Source organism: Lysinibacillus xylanilyticus (genome assembly GCF_001183605.1).
Taxonomy (GTDB): domain Bacteria; phylum Bacillota; class Bacilli; order Bacillales_A; family Planococcaceae; genus Lysinibacillus; species Lysinibacillus xylanilyticus.
In genome coordinates, this window is the sequence record NZ_LFXJ01000005.1 from 681826 (window position 1) to 702069 (window position 20244).

The window sequence follows — 20244 nt, forward strand, 5'->3', positions numbered from 1 at the left end:
CCATTTTTATAAATCAGTTTACACTTTCTTTGTCATGGTTCCGATGGCAAAATAGAGCTTATTTACTATAAGCGAAAGACTAATCCTTCCAATTTTCAAATTGGGAGGATTTTTTTATTCTCTCATGGTTAATATCAGTAACTTTTAATAAAGAAAGGAGAGTTAAAAATGAGCGATTCAGACACTATTGTTACGCATGTATTACTCCGTACAAGTCGTTAATATCCATCAAACTTATGCGGAGAAATCTAGAATTGATGGATGTACCGACTTTGTATAAAAAGTAAAAATTGTAGATATACAAAGGAGGAATTATCATGTCAATGATACAAGTTCAAAACTTAACTTTTTCTTATCCAAGTAGCTTTGACAATATTTTTGAAAATGTAAACTTTCAAATTGATACGGATTGGAAACTTGGATTTATCGGTAGAAATGGACGAGGAAAAACAACATTCTTTAATTTATTATTAGGGAATTATGAGTATAGTGGGAAGATCAATTCTTCGGTGGAATTTAATTATTTCCCTTATCCAGTATCGGATAAAAACAAGTATACTCATGAAATCATGGAAGAAATTTGCCCCCAAGCAGAAGATTGGGAAATTCTTCGTGAAATATCCTATCTAGACGTTGATGCCGAGGTTATGTATCGACCTTTTAAAACATTATCAAATGGAGAACAGACAAAGGTGTTGCTTGCCGCACTTTTTTTAACGGAGGGTCAATTTCTATTAATTGATGAGCCAACCAACCATCTAGACACTGAGGCTCGAAAGATTGTCTCTGATTATTTAAGGAAGAAAAAAGGGTTCATATTAATTTCACATGACCGAAACTTTTTAGATGGCTGTGTTGACCATATCTTATCTATAAATAGAACAAATATTGAAGTTCAAAGTGGTAACTATTCTTCTTGGAAGTTGAATTTTGATCGACAGCAAGAACATGAAGAGGCAACTAATGAGCGCCTACAAAAAGACATAGGGAGATTAAAACAGTCTTCAAAGCGTACATCAGGTTGGTCAAATCAAGTGGAAGCTTCCAAAAATGGAACAACGAATTCAGGTTCTAAGTTAGACAAAGGTTTTGTAGGACATAAGGCGGCAAAGATGATGAAGAGAGCGAAGAACCTTGAATCAAGGCAACAAAAAGCCATTGAGGAAAAGTCAAAGCTGCTAAAAAATGTGGAAAAAACCGAGTCATTAAAATTAGAATCATTGGCGTTTCATTCAAATGAATTGATTGCTTTGGCCGATGTATCTGTTCAGTACGATAACCAAATAGTGAATAAGCCAATTAGCTTTAAACTAGAACAAGGTGACCGAATTGTGCTTGATGGAAAGAATGGAAGCGGAAAAAGTAGTATCCTCAAACTAATTCAAGGAAATCCGATACAGCATACAGGCTCGATGTATGTAGGTTCAGGTCTCGTTATTTCCTATGTCCAACAAGATACTTCTCATTTGAAGGGAATGTTATCGGACTTTATTGAAGAGTATGGGATTGATGAAACGTTATTTAAATCCATCCTACGTAAAATGGACTTTGACCGAATTCAATTTGAGAAAGATATATCTCATTATTCTGGTGGACAAAAGAAAAAGCTGCTTATAGCCAAAAGTTTATGTGAAAAAGCGCATATCTATATTTGGGATGAACCGTTGAATTTTATTGATATTTATTCGCGCATGCAGATTGAAGAGCTTATTCAAAAATTTAATCCCACAATGGTTTTTGTTGAGCATGATCAAGCATTTCAACAATCAGTTGCAACAAAAACAATATCTATGTAGTTAAATTTGAAAAATTAATATGTAAGAGAAGAATCCATTTTGAACAATCTTTTTCAAAATGGATTCTTTTAATTGTTGTAAAATACTGCTTTGGGGTAATGCGAGGCATAATTGTTAAGAGAGATCCTTGCTAATACTTTTTTATTACGATTAGAGAAAAAGCTTTTTACAGGACCTATCCTAGTGGAATTGTTCACTTGTGGGTGAAAAAATTAGGGGTAACTAGAGCCATTGAACAAATACTAACTGTAAAAAGGTTATATATTATTGAACGGCAAATTCTTATATTCTATATATTGTGTTTGTTTGCTATTACAGAACTATTTATTGATTTAGTGGTTGATTGGTTAATTTCATGCATTTTAGTTTTTCGCTATAGCTTAGGGGATTTCTGTATAAAAAAGGGGTGATAGACGGTGATACAATTAAAATAAAGTATAATTGAAATCCCCGAAACTAATCAAGAAACACTTGGTGAACAGCAAGTATGGACAAAGGCAAAGGCTTTTACAAAAGAGTTATTAAAAGGACAAGATAAACTTAATGTCGTTCAAATTTCATATTTATTTTAGAAGATAGATTGTTTCAGATTTGAAATTAAATAAACAACCTGTGATATTTATGGAGTATTAAACAGAAACGAAATCTTCAATCGAACGACAACAATTACTAGTCATGGCCTAAATATCTTCTTATTTATCAACTTGTACTGCTTTTGAAACTTTGTAACAAAATCATAAAAACCAACAGATATACAGTTTGCATTTAAGGATGTATCTAATATATCATCTTTTTATATAGATTAAAAAGCCAAACGGACTTTAAAATCACACTTAAAGTATAGGAGAGTACGATATGAATACAATTATGATTGTAGAAGATGATTTAAAAATCGCAGAATTACTTGGAACACATATAAAAAAATATGGATACGAGAGTGTTATCATACAGAAGTTTGAAAATCTTTTAGATTCATTTCAAAAAGTTCAACCAGTTGTAGTGTTATTAGATGTAAATTTACCAAATTATGATGGATATTATTGGTGTCAACAAATACGAACTGTCTCTACTTGTCCAATTATCTTTATATCTGCAAGGAGTGATGAGATGGATATAATTAGGGCTTTAGAAAATGGTGGAGATGACTATATTATAAAACCGTTTCATTATGAAGTTGTAATGTCAAAAATTCGTAGTCAATTAAGAAGGGCAACTGGTGAATACGCTCTCAAAATATCGGAACGTATAGTTAAAAAAAATGGATTATTTCTTTTTCCTGAAAGAATGGAACTTCGACTAAAGGATAAACAGGCTTTTCTAACAAAAAAAGAAACAGATTTATTAGAAATTTTATTAACAAAATCTCCACTTCTTGTAAAACGAGAAGTACTATTAGAACAACTATGGGATAATTATGAATATGTAAATGAAAATACATTAAATGTGAATATCAATAGAGTCCGAAAAAAATTACAGGATTTGGGTATTGAGAACGCGATAGAAACAGTTCGTGGTGCGGGACATCGATTACATGTCACTTGGACAAAGGATGAAAATGAATAATGAGATTATTTTTAAAAGAACATATCCCACTAATTTTATATACAATTGGTCAATTATTTATCATCCTTTTAATTTATTGGTTTGATGGATATCCTCATATTTTGACTGCTTTGTATGCTGTGTTCTTGGGTGTATTTTTATTAATTGGATATCTAATATATCGTTATTTTACCCACATATCATTTTATAACCGGCTATCGAATCCAAGAATAACGACAAATGAATTAATAAAAAATAGTGATACTACCCCCTTATCAATAGCCCTAGATAGATTACTTCAAATGCAAGATAAAAACTACCAAGATCAGTTGAAAAAATGGGAACGAAAACAACAAGAACAAATGACTTTTATGAATCATTGGGTTCATCAAATGAAAACACCTCTTTCTGTCATTGAATTAATTACACAAGATTCAGATGATTTTCGGTTTGACAGTATCAACGAGGAAACCGAACGGATTAAAAGAGGGTTAGAGATGGTGTTATATGCTGCACGATTAGAGACATTTGAACAGGATTTTCATGTAGATGGAATACATTTATTAGAAATGGTAGATTCCGTTATTTATGAAAATAAACGTCTGCTTATACGTAGTTACATTTATCCAGAAGTAAAAATAGATTCGAATCTGACAGTAGAAACAGATAAAAAATGGTTTCGGTTTATACTCAATCAAGTGCTGTCGAATGCAATTAAGTATTCATCAAGGAAGAATGAGAAAGTAACACTATCAGCGTATTCAAAAGGGCGCGCAGTTATTTTAGAAGTAAGAGATTATGGAGTGGGTATCCCTAATGTTGATTTACCACGTGTTTTTAATCCCTTTTTCACCGGAGAAAACGGTAGGAAATTTAAAGAGTCTACAGGGATGGGATTATATCTTGTTAAAGAAGTATGTGAAAAATTAAATCATAAGGTAGAGCTAGAATCCGAGGTAGGAAAGGGAACAAAAGTTAGGATAATCTTCTTGTATGCATCTCGTTAAGAACCGATGAAAATAATTCATCGGTTTTTTCTTTTTAATATAACAATCTTGTTAGATTCATGTTCGGAAAATCGATAGAAGAAATAGAATAAAATATGTACATTGTATATAGCAAAAAGAAAGGAGAGAAAATTTATAATGCAAAAGCAACGTATTGAAGTGATTGATTATTTACGTGGATTTGCTTTACTAGGCATTACTATCGTAAATGTATTTCAAGTTGGCACAGACTACGATTCCTATATTAGCTCTTTAGTTATACATAGTATGGAATCAAAATTTATTTATATGTTTATTTTTTTATTAGGATTATCTTCCATGTTATTTATGTCAAGTTTAAAGGAAAGAAGTGAAAAGGCAAATTTAATTTATATCCGTCGTAGCGGTACCCTGTTATTAATAGGTATTTCATTAGTGTTTGTAGGGATTCCTTCTGGTGGCTTATTTATTTTATATGCAATATTTGGACTGATAGGGTTTGTTTTCCTACGTATACCGCCAATGATTAACATCGTCGTTTTTATCGCTATTGCTATACTAATCTATTCAACACGTGACATGGTATTAATTGAAGCTGAATCATCAATTGTATCTTTAGTAGGGCCGTTAAGTATGTTTTCGATGGTTATTTTAGGGATATTTGTAGGGCAAATCTCGTTTTATAATCAGCTACAAAGATTTAAGGGATTGCTTGTAACAGCTTTAGTCATCCTTCTCTTTTTATCATATCATTTTTATAGCTGGGCGTTTACCCCTATTAATTCTTTAGTAATGAGCCTGTTTTATATCGTTTTCTTTACTATTTTAAGCATGTATATAAAGGGAAGACGTTTGTTTTCATTTTTAATAGCGTATGGCCGAATGTCAATGTCAAACTTTATTGTGCACACATCGTTTATTTATTTCTATTTAATGAACAATCAAAGTTTAACATCTTCAGCATTAACTTTGCTAAACATCGCTCTATTCATTATTATAATACAAATTATATACAGTAATATATGGTTAAAGTATTTTAAAATGGGACCTGCAGAATGGATATGGCGCATGGGAACATATTGGAAAAAGATACGGATTGTTGATTCTGTTGAAAAAGGATCGAAACGAAGTTAGATTTTTTATCAATTTTTCATTTCGAAGGTAAAAAACACATTACTATTCTCTTATGTTAATGAGGGAGGGTAATGTGTTTTTTATGAGGGTATCTCTAAGATGTATGCCGATCATAAAATTGTTTTATTTACTCTCAAAAATGCAATGGCGTTCAACGAATTGACCAAGGCTATTAATAACTTATTATTTTAACGAATAATAAAGTACTTAATTCAGGTTTAAAAGTCTATTTTAGATAATCATTTCTTGCTAAACTAATTATTTTTTGAATAAATAAAACATTACGGATTGTGTAAGTAAATCTCGCATATTTACTTGCTACCGATTTGTCTAACAAATGTAAGTATTAACTTAGCAAACTTAATTTAGATCAAAAAAGGATACTATTATTTAGATAGTCGAAGATATATGAAATTCGTTTTTAAAGATTCTTTTATTAAGCTTAGTTTTATTATGAGTTGGGGATGATTAAGTTAAAATAGATTTCTTGTATGGTCCTGGTCCTCGTTAAATAATGAAAATAATTCATCTTTTTTTCTTTTTAATATAACAGACGTGTTAGATTCATGTTCGATAAATCGATAGGAGCCAAAGTATATATAGTTTAAACTAAATTCAAAAGAGAAATGGAAGGTGAGTATTTATGGAGATACTAAATGTTTCAAATTTGGGGAAAGTTTATCAGGGGCAAATTTCTTATACAGCACTATCTCATATCGATTTAAAAATAAACAAGGGGGAATTTGTTGGAATTATGGGCCCTTCCGGAAGTGGTAAAACAACGTTATTAAATATGGTTTCTACTATTGATGCTCCAACATCTGGTGAAGTTTTAATTCATGGAGAAAACCCATATTTGTTGATTCCTGATGAGTTGGCTTTATTTCGAAGACGGGAGTTAGGGTTTGTTTTTCAATCATTTAATCTCGTTAAAACATTAACAGTGAAAGAAAATATTGTTCTTCCACTTACCCTTGATGGTGTAAGTCATCATGAAATGAACGAAAAACTAGTTGCTATTGCTGAAAAATTAGGGATAACCGAAATATTAGATAAACGTACCTATGAAATTTCTGGTGGACAAGCGCAAAGAACAGCTATCGCACGTGCTACCATCCATAATCCAAAATTATTACTCGCTGATGAGCCGACAGGAAATCTGGATTCAAAATCTGCTTTTGATGTGATGGAACTATTGACAAGGCTTAATAAAGAAAATGAAACAACGATGATGTTAGTGACACATGATCCAATGGCTGCGAGTTATTGTGATCGAATCGTGTTTATCAAAGATGGACATTTATATAATGAGATTTATTGTGGAGACAATCGCAAAGTATTTTATCGCAAAATCCTAGATGTTCTAGCATTATTAGGGGGGAATGCAAATGAATTTTAGACAATTCGCGCTAAATAACATTATTCGAAGTAAGCGAACATATTTTGCTCATTTTTTAAGTAGTGCGTTTGCTATTATGATTTTCTTTGCTTATGCATTACTTGCATTTCATCCTAATTTACAAGGTGAAATTGCTTCGAGTGTAACAATCAATACATTTGCAAAGTCAGGATTAAGGATATCACAGGGATTAATATTTTTCTTTTCATTCTTCTTTATTCTATATTCTGTAAGTGCATTTTTAAAGACAAGAAAAAAAGATTTTGGAATTTTTATGTTACTTGGGATGTCACGTTCTCAATTGAATAAGTTGATATTTATTGAAAACTTAATAATAGGTATAGCTTCTATTTTTACAGGGATAACAATGGGGATAATATTCTCAAAGTTTATTTTAATTATGAGTAACAGTGTGTTACTTATTGAAGAAGGACTCCCATTTTACGTACCCTATAAAGCAATTGGAATAACATTTGGAACTTTCTTTATATTATTCTTGTTTATTTCACTTTTCACTTCTCGAATGGTAAAAGTGGAACAATTAGTAGAATTAATAAAAACGGAAGAAAAGCCTAAGCCTGAACCAAAATCATCATTTTGGTTATCCCTATTCGCACCTATCTCCATCGGATTAGGATATACGGCTGTTTTTCATAGTGTTAAAGCAGTTCAGAACAAAGATCCTAATTATGTTTTATTCATGATGGCTGCAGGAGTGGGCCTTGTTGTACTTGGGACATACTTTTTATTTACACAGCTCAGTGTGTACGTGCTACGTACATTAAAGAAAAAAGAAAATATTTTCTTTAAGAAAACAAATTTACTAACCATTTCAGATTTAGTATATCAATTAAAAGATAATGCAAAAGTATTTTTCATGGTTTCTATTATTTCTGCAGTTGCCTTTACTTCCATAGGAACTTGTATGGGAGTAGGCAATTCATCCATGGCTGAAGCTTATAGTCCTTTTGCATTTTCATATGATACCAAAAATACTAACGATTTAGAAAAAGAACATCTACAAATAATAGAAAAAGAACTTAAAAATGCAGGTTTTGATTATCAACAGGTATCTTATGCAAAAAAACAGATTGGAGATACCTTCTATAACAGGAATTATTTATCGAACTTTATAAAATTAAGTGATTATAATAAGTTAGCTAAGATGTTCGGTTATGAGGGAGAAAGTTTAAAAGATGAAAACAGTAGCTTTGTCATACCTCCAAGAAAAATTGCTAATACAAAACCTAATCAAACAAAGTTTCAGATATCGTATGGAGGTATAAAGAAAAATATAAATGTAATTAAAATACTGGAACCACATAAGATACAGGATATGGATATGACTACAATTGTTGTCCCAGATACTCTGTATGATCAAATTGATGTTGATCAATCTTTTATCAATGGGTTTATAATAAAAGATTGGATAAAAACGAAAGAGGTTTCTGAAAAAATAATAACCGCTTTACAGAAAGATAGCGAGGGCACAAGTGAATCTTTAGGATACAACGATTATACATTTTCATCTTTAATTTCTACATGGATAGCGAATAAGCAACTTTTTGGACTTGTATCCATCATGAGTATATTAATAGGAATAGTTTTTTTTACCTTTGCAGCGAGCTTTTTATATTTCCGATTATACACAGACCTAGAACAAAATCAGCAACAATATAAAATGATAACAAAAGTTGGTTTAAGTAAACCGGAGTTAAAGAAAATTATATCATGTCAACTTGCATTATTATTCTTTTTACCAATTTTAATAGCTATAACACATAGTATTGTTGCTTTTATGGCTTTGCAAAAATTGGTTTATTTTTCTATATTGGGTAGTTCAGTTGTAGTATTAATTTCTTTTTTAATTATGCAAATTATATACTTTTACTTTGTACGTGCTCAATACTTAAAAAAAATGTATAAAGTTATCATTTAATATATCAATAATAATATATGAGGAGAATACGGGATGAAAAAAAGGATAGGATTATTAATAGCAGCGGGTATTTCCATTACTGCTATAGGTGTAGGAGCATTTTCATTTTTTGGTACAAAAAACTCCCCTGCGAATGGGCTTTCAATCAAGGTAGAACAGTTAAATGAACAAACGAAAAATACTATAATAAACTTTTACAAAGATATAACCATATCACAAGACCTATATAAAATGAAAGAAGGGTCTATAGATAATAATAAACTCGACATAAAGCTCCCGACAAGATTTGGGGATTCTGAAGCAGATACTCCTAGTAATTTATTATTTATAAGTAAAACTACTGCAGAAAAGATGGCAAAAAAGGGACTAGTACGTGAGAGAGATAATAAAGAAGGAGTCGTATCTTCAGTCCCTCTTGATTCGTTACCCAAAATGGGGAAAGGTGAAACGATCTTATTTGCAAATAAAGAATATAAAGACTCACGAGAGATAACATTCGAGGGCAAAAAAATGAATGTTCAATACAAAGGAGACGTTTGGTTATCGCCTTCTCGTGGCGGATCCAATTCTATCCTATTAATTGTAGATGATATATTATATAAAGAAATAAATACAAAAGAAAGTACAAGACTATTTTTATCTTTTGATAAATCTTTTGGTAATCTTAATTTAGTAACTTCAGGGAAAGACCCAGAATTACAAAAGGAAATAGGCAATATGCAAAAAACTTTGAATGCTGATGAAATAAGTGCAGTCAGTTTTGTGAATATTTCTGAAAAATAATTTTTATTCTATATGAATCGATTTCATAAATCATATTCTTCAAGAGCTTAGACTGCTCTTATTAAGAAAACTTACAATGGCAGTAATGACAAGGTTGTCCCTTCTCCTACTGCCTTTTTCTGATGTTATGTAAAATTATAGTGTATTAGCTATATTACTTCTGTTATCTAAATAAGCGGGTCAAAAGTAATTGACAATGGCTGCTGGTGCAGCTATTAGAGGGATTTTTGTTGAGAAAGTATCACTATCTTTAATTACCTAGATAGGCGCATTTGGAATTAAGTATTCCTTGTAAGTTGGAGATAGTGTTTCCGCCTGCTACCATTGAATATCTACCTCTAAATTCTTTTTCTAATTACTGTATTAATTCTTCTCCAGTTAAAATTTCATATAGATCTGCTGAATCTTGCTTTGTTAATTTCACGTACTTATTTGTATCCGTAACAATTTCTAAATTTTCACCATTCGGGGTAATCCAAAGTAAATAAGAGGCTATTTTGTTTTCGCTACTGTTCTTAAATGGAAATTGAAATTGGTAGTCAGCATAGCGTGCCAATTCTACTTTTGTATTTTCCCAATTAGCATTCTTAACTATCCCATACGCTTTTTCCACCTGTTTTTTTTGATTGACTTCTTTGTAGTCTTCAAAAATATTTTCTTCACCAGTTCGTTTCTGCACTGTTATTTTTTGCCCCACCATTTCATTCAAACAACCCGAAGTAACTAACATTACAGCTAATAGAGAAAAAAATAGTATTATTTTTTTCAACCCGTTTCCCCCTTATTATTTCTTATAGACTAAATTTCACCGTTATCTTAATAAGAAACTACCTTTGACTTCGGTAGTAATCTTTAACTCTTGCACTCTTTTAGTTTTTGCTACTTTTATTATATATAATCGTTTCTCCCAAAATATTCACTTAAACTCTCGTATTTCTCTAGATAAACCTCGCAGTATCTCCATATAAACTGGACAGTAAAAAGAATGAAGGGGGATGAGTAAAAAACTTGAGCTAAAGAATGAAGTTGTTAGCCATCATAAGTAGAATATTAATTTTACAAATAAATCTTTAAACGACAAAATAAGAATCCATCTTTTTTAAAAATGGATTCTTATTATTAATCATATTGAAAAATACTTTTAAGAAATTTTAATCATTGCCCTACTAACAAGTGACTTCATACACTTAAAGAAGATCTCCTCTGCTCCTAACGCTTTAAGGGATACGAATGTTAAACACGAACACAATAGCAACATAAATACGGCCAATAACAACAATGGACGTAGATTAATATTATACATAAAACCTTCTCCTTAGTTGAGTAAGTTGAAAGAAAACAGCTGTATAGACATATAAATCTCTAGACGCTTTATTCTATTGAAAGTACACATCTAATAGAATTAATTTTCTTCCTAACAACTAATGTACATGACCAATATGGTGTCTATGTGGAGATATTGAAGTGTTTATGTAGAGAAATTGAAGCCAAAGTTTTCCTTCGAGTATTGTGCACTCATTGAAGTTACCGAAAAACAAAACTTTTGTTAAATGCCTTTTTGTCGGAACGAAAATTATCTTTATGAATTAGATGATAGTTGAGGTTATAAAAGGGAAGATGAGGTATCTTCACATAAACTACAGATTGAAAGGTTATAATTACTGCGAGGGGGATATATCGATGAACTATCATATTCTTGTAGTAGAAGACGATTTAGAGATTCAAGAATTAATTAAACAGTTTTTAATGACACAAAATTATACTATAGAGGTTGCATCAGATGGTTTAGAGGGAATGAAACGATTTAATACTCAAGCCTTTGATTTAATTCTTCTTGATGTAATGATGCCTAACCTTAACGGATTTGAAGTTGCCAAAATGATTCGCAGTGAGTCAAGTATACCAATTATTATGTTAACCGCTTTAGAAGAGGAACAAGATCAAATGAAAGGCTTTGATTTAGGGATTGACGATTATATAACAAAACCATTTTCATTTCATGTGTTGATTAGACGAGTACAAGCGATTCTAAGAAGAAGTTATAGTAATAATAAGGAGAATCATTTAAGTTTTAACGAACTAAATGTCGATCGTGATGGATATAAAGCTTTTGTAAATAAGATTGAAGTACCATTAACAACAAAAGAGTTCGAAATTCTACAACTACTACTTCATAATGAAAAAAAGGTGCTTACTAGAGAAATCATCATTGAAAAAATTTGGGGATATGATTATGCAGGAGAAACACGAATGATTGATACACATATAAAAAATTTAAGAAAAAAATTAAATATACCCTATATTAAAACAGTAAAGGGTATTGGATACAAAATCGATGAATAGGATTGTCAACATCATGAAGATGAAAAAAATAACCTATAAACTCTTTATGATTACTTCTCTCATATTGTTATCTTTTGCAGTCTTAATATATTTAACTTTATACTTCTTCCTTCCAACTTTTTATGAACAATATAAAACTAATCAGCTGCAATCAGGAATAGAGGAAATAATCCATAATTCTAAGAATTTAACATTAACAAGTGCGAAACCGCTTTTTGACGACTATATCAAAAATAACAATGCCTTCATTTACCTACAAACTAAAGAAGGAACTATTATATATTCGCCTAATTTTTTGATGCAGGGAATTTCGCAATCATCGTATGCTCCTGCAAAAACTGCATTAATACAGAATGAAACTCCTAGGAATGCATATTTTGTTACTTTGCCGATTCAATTTCTAGATGAAGGTAATTTGATGGTTACTGTAATGGCGACATTTCAACCTATTGATGAAGCGTCGCAGGTCTTAGTACGTTTTCTACCTTTTATAAGTATCATTGTAGTAGTTATTGGATTGGGGAGTGCCTATTTATATTCAAGGTTCATTACAAAACCGCTCATTTATATAAATGAGGGCGCGCAAAAGATGGCAAACCTAGATTTTTCTGAAAACATCGTAGTTCGTTCAAATGACGAATTAGAGGAATTATCCAATAGCTTGAATGAAATGTCGAATAATTTGCAACGGACTATGATCGATTTACAAAAGGCAAATGAGCAATTAAAAGATGATATTGAAAGAGAGAGGAAAATTGAAACAAAACGTAGGGAATTTTTCGCAACTGTTGCACATGAATTAAAAACGCCTCTCACTGTAATGAAAGGATATTTAGAAGGAATGATTTATAATATCGGTCCTTATCAAAATCGTGATCTCTATTTAGAAAAAAACCACAAAATAATCGAAAGTATGGAGCAATTGGTTCGGGAAATTTTAAGTATGTCTAAACTAGAACAAGATACCTTTAAACTGGAATTGGAAGAAGTCAATCTTTTAGAATTATTGGATACAATAACGAAAGATCTAGGTTATTTTGCTTCTCAAAAAGATATTCAGATAATAACACAAATTTCTCCTTACATGAATGTAGATACAGATCGGGACTTATTAGAAAAAGCCTTGAAAAATATAATTCATAATGCGATTACTTATTCACCGCAAGGAGAAACAGTGTTTATAGAGGTAACTGAGCTTTCAAAAGAAAGTCAGATTGAAATAAAAGTGATTAATACAGGTGTTAACATTAAAGAAGAAGAAATCCAACAATTATTCGAGCCATTTTATCGAATCGAAAAGTCAAGAAATCGCAATACTGGTGGAAGTGGGCTAGGTCTATATATTGTAAAACAAATTTTTGAATCTCTATCTGTTACTTATTCAATAACTAATATCGAAAATGGCGTTCAATTTTTAGTTCATATACCTTGTTTCGTCGATAAACGTAAATAGAGGAATTTTCTTTCATCATAATCAGGCGCTTTACTGCTTCATTACACAACGGAAATAATAATAATGTTTTAAACGGCTTGAGTCCTATTTTTAAGGACTCAAGCCGTTTAATCGTTTCTGACAGCGATAGTGATTATAAGTATGACATTGAAAGTAGAAATATTAAAAGGGTCACCGGAGGATAGTGACCCTTAGTAAAGATTTAGAAGTGTAAGGTTAAGTCGGTAACCTTACAATAGTTATGAGCATTAGTGGCGGTTTTGGGTATTAATAAACCCTTAATAAACTAGTGCCAACAATAATTAGAGGAATGGATAGAACAACAATTAGCGCGAATGCTGAACTAGTACCATAACCACTACCATATTAATGAGTCATAGTAACTTCCTAACTCATAATTTATACTATGCATAGTAATCGAAAGTGATATTGATAATTATCTATATAATGTTAAGCATTTTTATAAAAGAGGAATGATGACGATTAATAATTGGTTAATGATAATGGATGCAATAACAATGTGATTTCAAAAAAGAGCAGCAGGATAGATTTGTATCTCAATTCAAATTATATGTAGCAGGTTAAAGTTAAAAGGATCACTTTAATAAAAGTGATCCTAGAATAAGGAGGCGTTAGGTTCATTTGTTATATCCTATTTTTTTCATTGTTGTGAACAAAAAAGGTTTACTAATACATGAAAGTAGCGCCGACAATAATTAAAAGTATAAATAGAACGACAATTAGAACGAATGTTGAGCCGCCGCCATAGCCGCTATTGCCACCACAGCCGCCATAATAGTATCCCATGATGTATTCCTCCTTTCAATATTTATAATATGTATCGATGTAGAAAGTGAAGGAGGTAATTATCTAATTTTAAATTTTTTTGATTAGGGTGGGTTCCTCCTTTTAAGCGGCTTGAGATCTGAATGCTAAAGGACTCAAGCCGTTTAATCGTTTCTGGTAGCCGTAGGGAAGGTAAGTCGGGGATATTTATTCCTCTAATTGAACCAATGATTGATTTAAGACGTCTTCTAAAACTCTAGTTAAAAAATCCAATTCATTAGAGTGGTATTTATTTAAAAAATGAATTACATTCTTTTCTATATGCTCATGGAGGTCCTTGTGAACCTCAAACAATTCATATCCGAGTGGCGTAATAGAAAAGAGAATTTCCTTTTTATTATCGGGCAATTGCTCTTTTCTTATGAGGTTCAAACTTTCTAACTTGCGCGTAATTTTTGAAACAGTTCCTTTTGGAATTTCCATTTCTTTGGAGATTGTAATGCCATTGACGGGCCCGAATTTTCCAACTGCTTCTAAAACATGTAACATCATTATAGTTATATTCGGCAAAAGTTGTCTTAAAATTGGATTTTTAATCTTTTGGGCCATCCATTGTTTTTCCTCGTCATCTCCGTCTGCAAATCTTTTCGAAATTTGCTCTGTTAATTTAATGATTTGAAAAACAAGAGCATCCTTTTCTGTATTTTCGTACATCGTTTATTCACCTTTTCATAAATTTATTAAGAAATATGCCTGTTTCTATAGTATACAAGAAAAAAGCAATCTCACAAAGTTTCTTGGAAACAATATTGACATTGATTCATAAAGTGGTAATATGGTTTCTAGGAAACAATATGGGGGAGAGGATAAAATGAGAGATCAAGAAAAGATGCAAGTCGTTCGTATTTATGAATATGGGGGTCCTGAAAAAATGCAGTTAGAATGGCTTGATATCCCTGAAATAGGTAAAGATGAGGCGCTCGTCAAAGTAAAGTTTGCCTCTGTGAATTTCCTTGATATTCAGATGCGACGGGGTGACCTGGTAAAGCAAAAATTTTACGGAAAGGAAGCAGGTTTAAATAATAACCTGCCGATTACGATTGGTAGTCAATGTATGGGTGTTGTTGAAGCTGTAGGTGAAAATGTAGACCATTTAAAACCTGGAGATAGGGTAATCTGTGGAGGCGTGGGAACCTATGCAACCCATGTAATTTCTTCAGCAAAGAGAATGATTCCAATAAATATAGATATTCCTGATCAACAAGCAGCAGCGGGACTGACACAGGGATTTTTGGCCTATGCCTTTACACATAAAGCTTATCCTATTCAAGAAGGGGAATGGTGTTTAATTCAAGCAGCAGCTGGCGGACTTGGAAGTTTAATATGCCAAATGGCGAAGCTTCGAGGAGGAAAAGTAATCGGTGTAACATCAAAAGAAGAAAAGGCGAAATTTGTGCTTGAAGCTGGTGCAGATATCGTTTTGATTTCCTCAAAAGAGAACATTCCTGAGAGAGTTAGAGAAATAACAAATGGAGAGGGTGTCCGTGTAGTTTATGACGGGGTTGGAAAGGATACCTTTGATTCAAATTTGAATAGTCTTGGTTTAGGAGGTTATCTAGTGATGTATGGTCAGTCAAGTGGATATGTTCCGCCATTTGATTTAATGAAACTTCAGGAAAAAGGTTCTCTATTTTTAACAAGAACAAATGGACTTCCGTATATGAAATATTGGCCCGAATTTATGGAGAATTTCCAAAAGTGGGTAGCAAATGACGGTTTTTCAATAAAAATAGACCATGTGTATCCCTTAAAAGATGTAGCTAAGGCACATTCTAAAATGGAAGATAGAAACTCGGTTGGGCGAATTTTGTTAAAGCCTTAAGTAATATATAACGAAATAGGGTATTCCATTTGTATTTTGATGTAATTATATGGTAATATAGGATAAATCTATTTGGATGGAAAGGGTACAGGAGAACACGTATGCCAACATTTACTTTGTAATGATCAATAAATTGGATAGCATTGCCCTCAAAAAAACAATGTTTTTTTCAAGGGGGTAGTATGCCCATTTTTCTCATTACAAAGGAACCGAGCAACCCTGTAGTCTCAATGCGTCAGGAGGTCCTTGTTTAGGACCTCCTTTTTTATTTATACTATAAATTTTACATTGTACTACGAAATATCCAAATAGATGCTTGCGTACCTTTACTTAAGAGGTGAAGGATTAATGTTAAATATTACATTCCGATGGAAGCTTTCACAAATACCAGAACGAACTGTCAAGAAGCACTGCAAAATGTGTGGGAAATTATCTGTTTTTACGGATACAAATGTACGAAGACATAACTCAAACGGAAAAAATATATATCAATATGCAATATATAAATGTGAAAAAAATCATACGTGGAATAAAAAGCTCGCTATTTATAAAACATTCTCAGAGCATGTTACTGAAGTTGAGGAGCAGAAAGAAGAAACTTCAATATTATCTACGATTCCGATAATCAGCTTAGTAGAACAAGGAATAAAGGTGATACACATTGTATTAGATGATGTGATTGGAAAACATCGAATTGATAAAGTGCTTGCAATCCAAATTGAAGATTGGAGTCGATCAAAGATCATCAAAAAAATTGAAAAAGGAACGATTCAATTAAATGATCAAATCATTAAACCTAGCGCAAAATTGTCCAAGGGTGAACGAATTTCAATTTTCATTGACTAAATAACTTCAAGGTCGCAACATGGTGAAGGGAGACATTCCTTACACGGTTGCGACCTTTTTGTTTGAGGGAGGGAGAAACTCACATGTTATAAAAAGAGCAACCCATAAAAAAGTTGTAGTTTTAACTTCTTTCAGCAACTAAAAATCTTTATACCTGTATGGTAGCGTCCAACACCCTTTAATTGGATTTTTTTGAAAAACGATGAAACTAAGATGATAAATTCACGTCTAATAACCGAATCATAATTTTAGGAGGCGAATATGTGGATTGTAATGAATTTTAACAACTTTGGTATTTTACAGATTAATCAATGACAAAGCTGCTCTTTGTGGTTTAAAAATGGAAAATATAGGGTTTTATTGCCTTGAAGTATAAAGATTACGATATGCCTGAATTAATGAGCTTAATTAACAAAAAAATTCAGTTGATTAAGGATAGGAAAAAAATAAAGGGAGCTAATATCATGAAAAAAATACTTTTCACCTTCATGCTTTTAAGTTTCAGTATAATAAGTGCTTGCACTGATAAAGAAGAACCTGTGCCGAACAAATCACAAGAAGCACAACAACCGAATGTGCCGATTAAGTCACAAGATGAAGAACATGAATCACATGAAAATCAACAGGATCCGCCCAAAACAAATACGGGAAATACAGTAGCATCTAATACACAAGCTGGGGCACTAAAAAATATTAAGGACCAGCTTCAAACTAAATTACCTATCATTTTACCAAAAGGGCTTCCGATAACAAAAGGTACATTTTTAACGGCAACAACTAAGGCAGAAACTAACCAAGTTGAAGTACTGTTTTTTGAAAGTAAAGAGGTTTTGCCAATCAATGATATGAAGCTTAAAAATTCACAGACAGCTACGATTATTGCAAGACTAGTAGTAAAGCAATATCCAAATGCTAAAGAAGCAAATGAGCAAATTTCATATCAGAACTTTAGTCAAAATGGTGGTCAAAAGGTTGATCTTGGCTATAACATTAAAGGTTATCAGGATGCTGGAGCTGGTTCGTTATGGACTGGTTGGAATGAGGGAAGATGGGCATTAGCGACACATACACGAACAGAAAATCCAGAAGCGGGCTTGAAGCTTGCTAAACAGGCAGTCCAATTTCTAGAAACACATATGCTTCCTATTCCAAAACAAAATGGTTTTGCACGCTTAGATGTTTATAAATCAGGAAATATAATTGTTTGGCAGGACGAAAAACTTGTCTATACGCTTGATTCAATCAAAGAGCCACTAAAAGCACTTGAAATTGCCACAGGCTTTTACCATTAACGAATTCAAAATAGAGTGATACTATGAGCCACTTGTTGAAAATGCTGTAAATTGAAAATGAAGTCAGTTTATGAAAATTTAATAAAACTCCATTTTGATTAAATTTTTTCAAAATGGAGTTTTTTTCCATTTGCAGTTTGGTTATTAGTAATACTTTTTAGCCGTTTTAGGTTGTTAGTACATACAAAGCACATCTAATATACATAGAAAATATTTATTCTTACTAATGAGTAAGAATAGAGGATAAATAGTTAGACAACCGTTATTCAAATATAAAGAATATCTAGTCTATAATTTAGACATCAAGTAAATAAGGAGAAATAAAATGAAAAAAATTATAGGCATAGTTTTAGTTATCGCCATTTTTATTGGTATAGGATTTGGAGTAAAACGTTTTATTGAAGGTCCACCACAATCGGTAAATGGCCTTTTAGTGATCGGCACAGAAAAAGAAGTCAATAAAGTTAAGCAGTTGTATAAAAATAAAACCAAACAAACTGTCGACTACAAAATGAAGTTCATAGTAACAAAAAAAGGCGAATCAAATTTAAAGTATGCAGTAATTAACAAAACTACTGCTGAACAATTTGTTAAGAAAGGAATTATTAGAGCAAGAAAAGACCCAAATAGTTTGTCTATCATTTCAGAACCTGTTTATGAAATTAAAGAATTAAACGGCTCACTGAATCTGCTCTATTCTTTTGACGATAAAGATATGGTTGATCACAAAATCGAATTGAATGGACAAATGATACCTGTACATTATGTTAAACATCAAGCATGGGTCGGATATATTCCCATGGACCTTGTTATTCTAAATGACCAAACTTATGATGAATTAACTGATCCAGAGTCTATTATCACATTGTTTCAGTTAAATAGTGGTAGCAAATTTGATTATAAAGATAAAGAAAAGACAAACCAAGTTTTCAAGGAAATAAAGGGCGTCTATTCAGATAGCGAAGACAAAGTAAATTTTGTAGACATACAAGATTAAGTCTTAACTTCTTTCAGCAATTAATTTCTGTAGCGAAAGCGAAGCGTCAGCTGCTGAAAGATGTTAAAGCCTTCGGCGGATGACACAGAATCGGAAATGAGTTCTTAAAGGATGTTAGCCTAAAATCATCGCATCCATGCGATAACGGCTAACTGACCAGCATCGGTAAAAACGCCAGGTCCTGTCGCATTACCGAAATGACCGACATTGTGTCGGCCCTCGTGCAGGCCTAAGCACAAAGCCGATTCCGGACGCATTGTTTATCTGTAGCGAAAGCAAAGCGACAGCTACAAATGTTTTCTGCGCGACAGCTACAATTATACCAAGGCATAATTGATTGATGAGAGGATGGGTCATATGGAAGTTGTACGAATGGAAAATGTAGTGAAAAGTTATGGTGAAGGCAATAACAGGGTAGATGCATTAAAAGGAATTGATCTTTCTATTCAGCAAGGTGAGTTTGTTTCAATCGTCGGTGCTTCAGGTTCTGGAAAAAGTACACTGCTGCATATTTTAGGTGGTTTGGATCGTCCTAGTTCAGGAAATGTATTCATTGGGGACAATGATATTTATAAATATACAGATGATGAGCTTTCCATCTTTAGAAGAAGAAAAGTCGGGTTTATTTTTCAATTCTTTAATTTGATACCAGTATTAAATGTCCAGGAAAATATTGCTTTACCTACGTTATTGGATAGTGAATCTATAGATATAGAGTATCTAAATGAAATTACTAATATCTTAGGGCTTCAAGAACGTAAGAATCACTTGCCTTCCGAATTATCTGGAGGGCAACAGCAACGGGTTTCTATTGGAAGGGCGCTTATTAATCGTCCTCATTTGATTCTTGCTGATGAGCCCACAGGTAATTTGGATACTCGTAATACGAAAGAAGTTATGGATTTATTAAGATTCACAGCAAAAAAATACAATCAAACCATTGTCATGATTACTCACGATCTAACTATAGCATCGGCTTCGGATCGGATCATCACAATACAAGACGGTGAAATCATTTCTGATCAGCGGCTGACAGAGAAAAAGTCTCAGACTGGAGGACAATGAT

At 32.3% G+C, this 20244-nt stretch carries 17 protein-coding genes and 3 pseudogenes; 15 read left to right on the plus strand and 5 right to left on the minus strand.

Features of this window, described 5'->3' with window-relative positions; genetic code table 11:
- Positions 1–317: 317 nt before the first annotated feature.
- From ACZ11_RS06255 to ACZ11_RS06285, 7 genes are all read left to right on the plus strand, one after another.
- Positions 318–1796, plus strand: a complete 1479-nt coding sequence (locus ACZ11_RS06255; RefSeq protein WP_049664555.1) for an Lsa family ABC-F type ribosomal protection protein — start codon at positions 318–320, stop codon at positions 1794–1796.
- A gap of 855 nt (positions 1797–2651) precedes the next feature.
- Positions 2652–3359, plus strand: coding sequence for a response regulator transcription factor (locus ACZ11_RS06260; protein ID WP_049664556.1), 708 nt, complete (start codon positions 2652–2654; stop codon positions 3357–3359).
- Positions 3359–4345 carry a sensor histidine kinase gene (locus tag ACZ11_RS06265; protein ID WP_049664558.1) on the plus strand — a complete coding sequence of 329 codons (987 nt, stop codon included), beginning with the start codon at positions 3359–3361 and terminating at the stop codon, positions 4343–4345. The genes ACZ11_RS06260 and ACZ11_RS06265 overlap by 1 nt, the downstream gene beginning before the upstream one ends.
- Before the next feature lie 138 nt (positions 4346–4483).
- Entirely contained in the window at positions 4484–5458 is a 975-nt protein-coding gene (locus ACZ11_RS06270) for a DUF418 domain-containing protein (protein WP_236690793.1), read from the plus strand.
- A gap of 643 nt (positions 5459–6101) precedes the next feature.
- Positions 6102–6857 carry an ABC transporter ATP-binding protein gene (locus ACZ11_RS06275; protein WP_049664559.1) on the plus strand — a complete coding sequence of 252 codons (756 nt, stop codon included), beginning with the start codon at positions 6102–6104 and terminating at the stop codon, positions 6855–6857.
- Complete coding sequence (locus ACZ11_RS06280; protein ID WP_049664561.1) at positions 6847–8796, plus strand: FtsX-like permease family protein; 1950 nt, start codon at positions 6847–6849, stop codon at positions 8794–8796. Before ACZ11_RS06275 ends, ACZ11_RS06280 begins: the two co-directional genes overlap by 11 nt.
- 33 nt (positions 8797–8829) lie before the next feature.
- The gene (locus ACZ11_RS06285; protein ID WP_049664563.1) at positions 8830–9579 is read left to right on the plus strand and encodes a lipoprotein BA_5634 family protein; all 750 of its coding nucleotides are present in this window, start codon (positions 8830–8832) and stop codon (positions 9577–9579) included.
- Between the two features lie 355 nt (positions 9580–9934).
- On the opposite strand, the gene ACZ11_RS06290 is transcribed toward ACZ11_RS06285, so the two are convergent.
- Together ACZ11_RS06290 and ACZ11_RS26900 are read right to left on the minus strand one after the other, a co-directional pair.
- Positions 9935–10348 carry a hypothetical protein gene (locus tag ACZ11_RS06290; protein ID WP_049664564.1) on the minus strand — a complete coding sequence of 138 codons (414 nt, stop codon included), beginning with the start codon at positions 10346–10348 and terminating at the stop codon, positions 9935–9937.
- 372 nt (positions 10349–10720) lie between these two features.
- Positions 10721–10882, minus strand: coding sequence for a hypothetical protein (locus tag ACZ11_RS26900; protein ID WP_236690794.1), 162 nt, complete (start codon positions 10880–10882; stop codon positions 10721–10723).
- Between the two features lie 377 nt (positions 10883–11259).
- On the opposite strand from ACZ11_RS26900, the gene ACZ11_RS06295 reads away from it, so the two are divergent.
- The 3 genes and pseudogenes from ACZ11_RS06295 to ACZ11_RS06300 form a co-directional block, all read left to right on the plus strand.
- Positions 11260–11922 (plus strand): response regulator transcription factor, encoded by a 663-nt coding sequence (locus tag ACZ11_RS06295; RefSeq protein WP_049664565.1) that lies wholly within the window; start codon positions 11260–11262, stop codon positions 11920–11922.
- Positions 11915–12218, plus strand: a pseudogene (locus ACZ11_RS27445) (two-component sensor histidine kinase); the annotation flags it as partial. The gene ACZ11_RS06295 and the pseudogene ACZ11_RS27445, both read left to right, overlap by 8 nt.
- A gap of 68 nt (positions 12219–12286) precedes the next feature.
- Positions 12287–13375: pseudogene (locus ACZ11_RS06300) on the plus strand (sensor histidine kinase); the annotation flags it as partial.
- A gap of 267 nt (positions 13376–13642) precedes the next feature.
- Here the strand turns inward: ACZ11_RS06300 and ACZ11_RS25655 are convergent.
- From ACZ11_RS25655 to ACZ11_RS06310, 3 genes and pseudogenes are all read right to left on the minus strand, one after another.
- Positions 13643–13726, minus strand: a pseudogene (locus tag ACZ11_RS25655) (YjcZ family sporulation protein); the annotation flags it as partial.
- A gap of 336 nt (positions 13727–14062) precedes the next feature.
- The gene (locus tag ACZ11_RS24965) at positions 14063–14182 is read right to left on the minus strand and encodes a YjcZ family sporulation protein (protein WP_100543746.1); all 120 of its coding nucleotides are present in this window, start codon (positions 14180–14182) and stop codon (positions 14063–14065) included.
- Between the two features lie 186 nt (positions 14183–14368).
- Positions 14369–14875: a MarR family transcriptional regulator gene (locus tag ACZ11_RS06310; protein ID WP_049664570.1), complete on the minus strand. Its 507-nt coding sequence runs from the start codon at positions 14873–14875 to the stop codon at positions 14369–14371.
- Between the two features lie 157 nt (positions 14876–15032).
- Here ACZ11_RS06310 and ACZ11_RS06315 point away from each other — a divergent pair, with 157 nt between their 5' ends.
- The 5 genes from ACZ11_RS06315 to ACZ11_RS06335 all read left to right on the plus strand — a co-directional run bounded on the left by ACZ11_RS06315 (position 15033) and on the right by ACZ11_RS06335 (position 20243).
- Positions 15033–16043, plus strand: coding sequence for a quinone oxidoreductase family protein (locus tag ACZ11_RS06315; protein WP_049664572.1), 1011 nt, complete (start codon positions 15033–15035; stop codon positions 16041–16043).
- A gap of 348 nt (positions 16044–16391) precedes the next feature.
- Positions 16392–16889 carry a DUF1062 domain-containing protein gene (locus ACZ11_RS06320; RefSeq protein ID WP_049664573.1) on the plus strand — a complete coding sequence of 166 codons (498 nt, stop codon included), beginning with the start codon at positions 16392–16394 and terminating at the stop codon, positions 16887–16889.
- A 464-nt stretch (positions 16890–17353) separates the two neighbouring features.
- The gene (locus tag ACZ11_RS06325) at positions 17354–18181 is read left to right on the plus strand and encodes a hypothetical protein (protein WP_049667092.1); all 828 of its coding nucleotides are present in this window, start codon (positions 17354–17356) and stop codon (positions 18179–18181) included.
- Positions 18182–18506: 325 nt separating this feature from the next.
- Positions 18507–19178, plus strand: a complete 672-nt coding sequence (locus ACZ11_RS06330) for a lipoprotein BA_5634 family protein (protein WP_049664575.1) — start codon at positions 18507–18509, stop codon at positions 19176–19178.
- A 357-nt stretch (positions 19179–19535) separates the two neighbouring features.
- A complete protein-coding gene (locus ACZ11_RS06335; RefSeq protein WP_049664576.1) occupies positions 19536–20243 on the plus strand; it encodes an ABC transporter ATP-binding protein in 708 nt (235 codons plus the stop codon).
- Position 20244 lies beyond the last annotated feature (1 nt).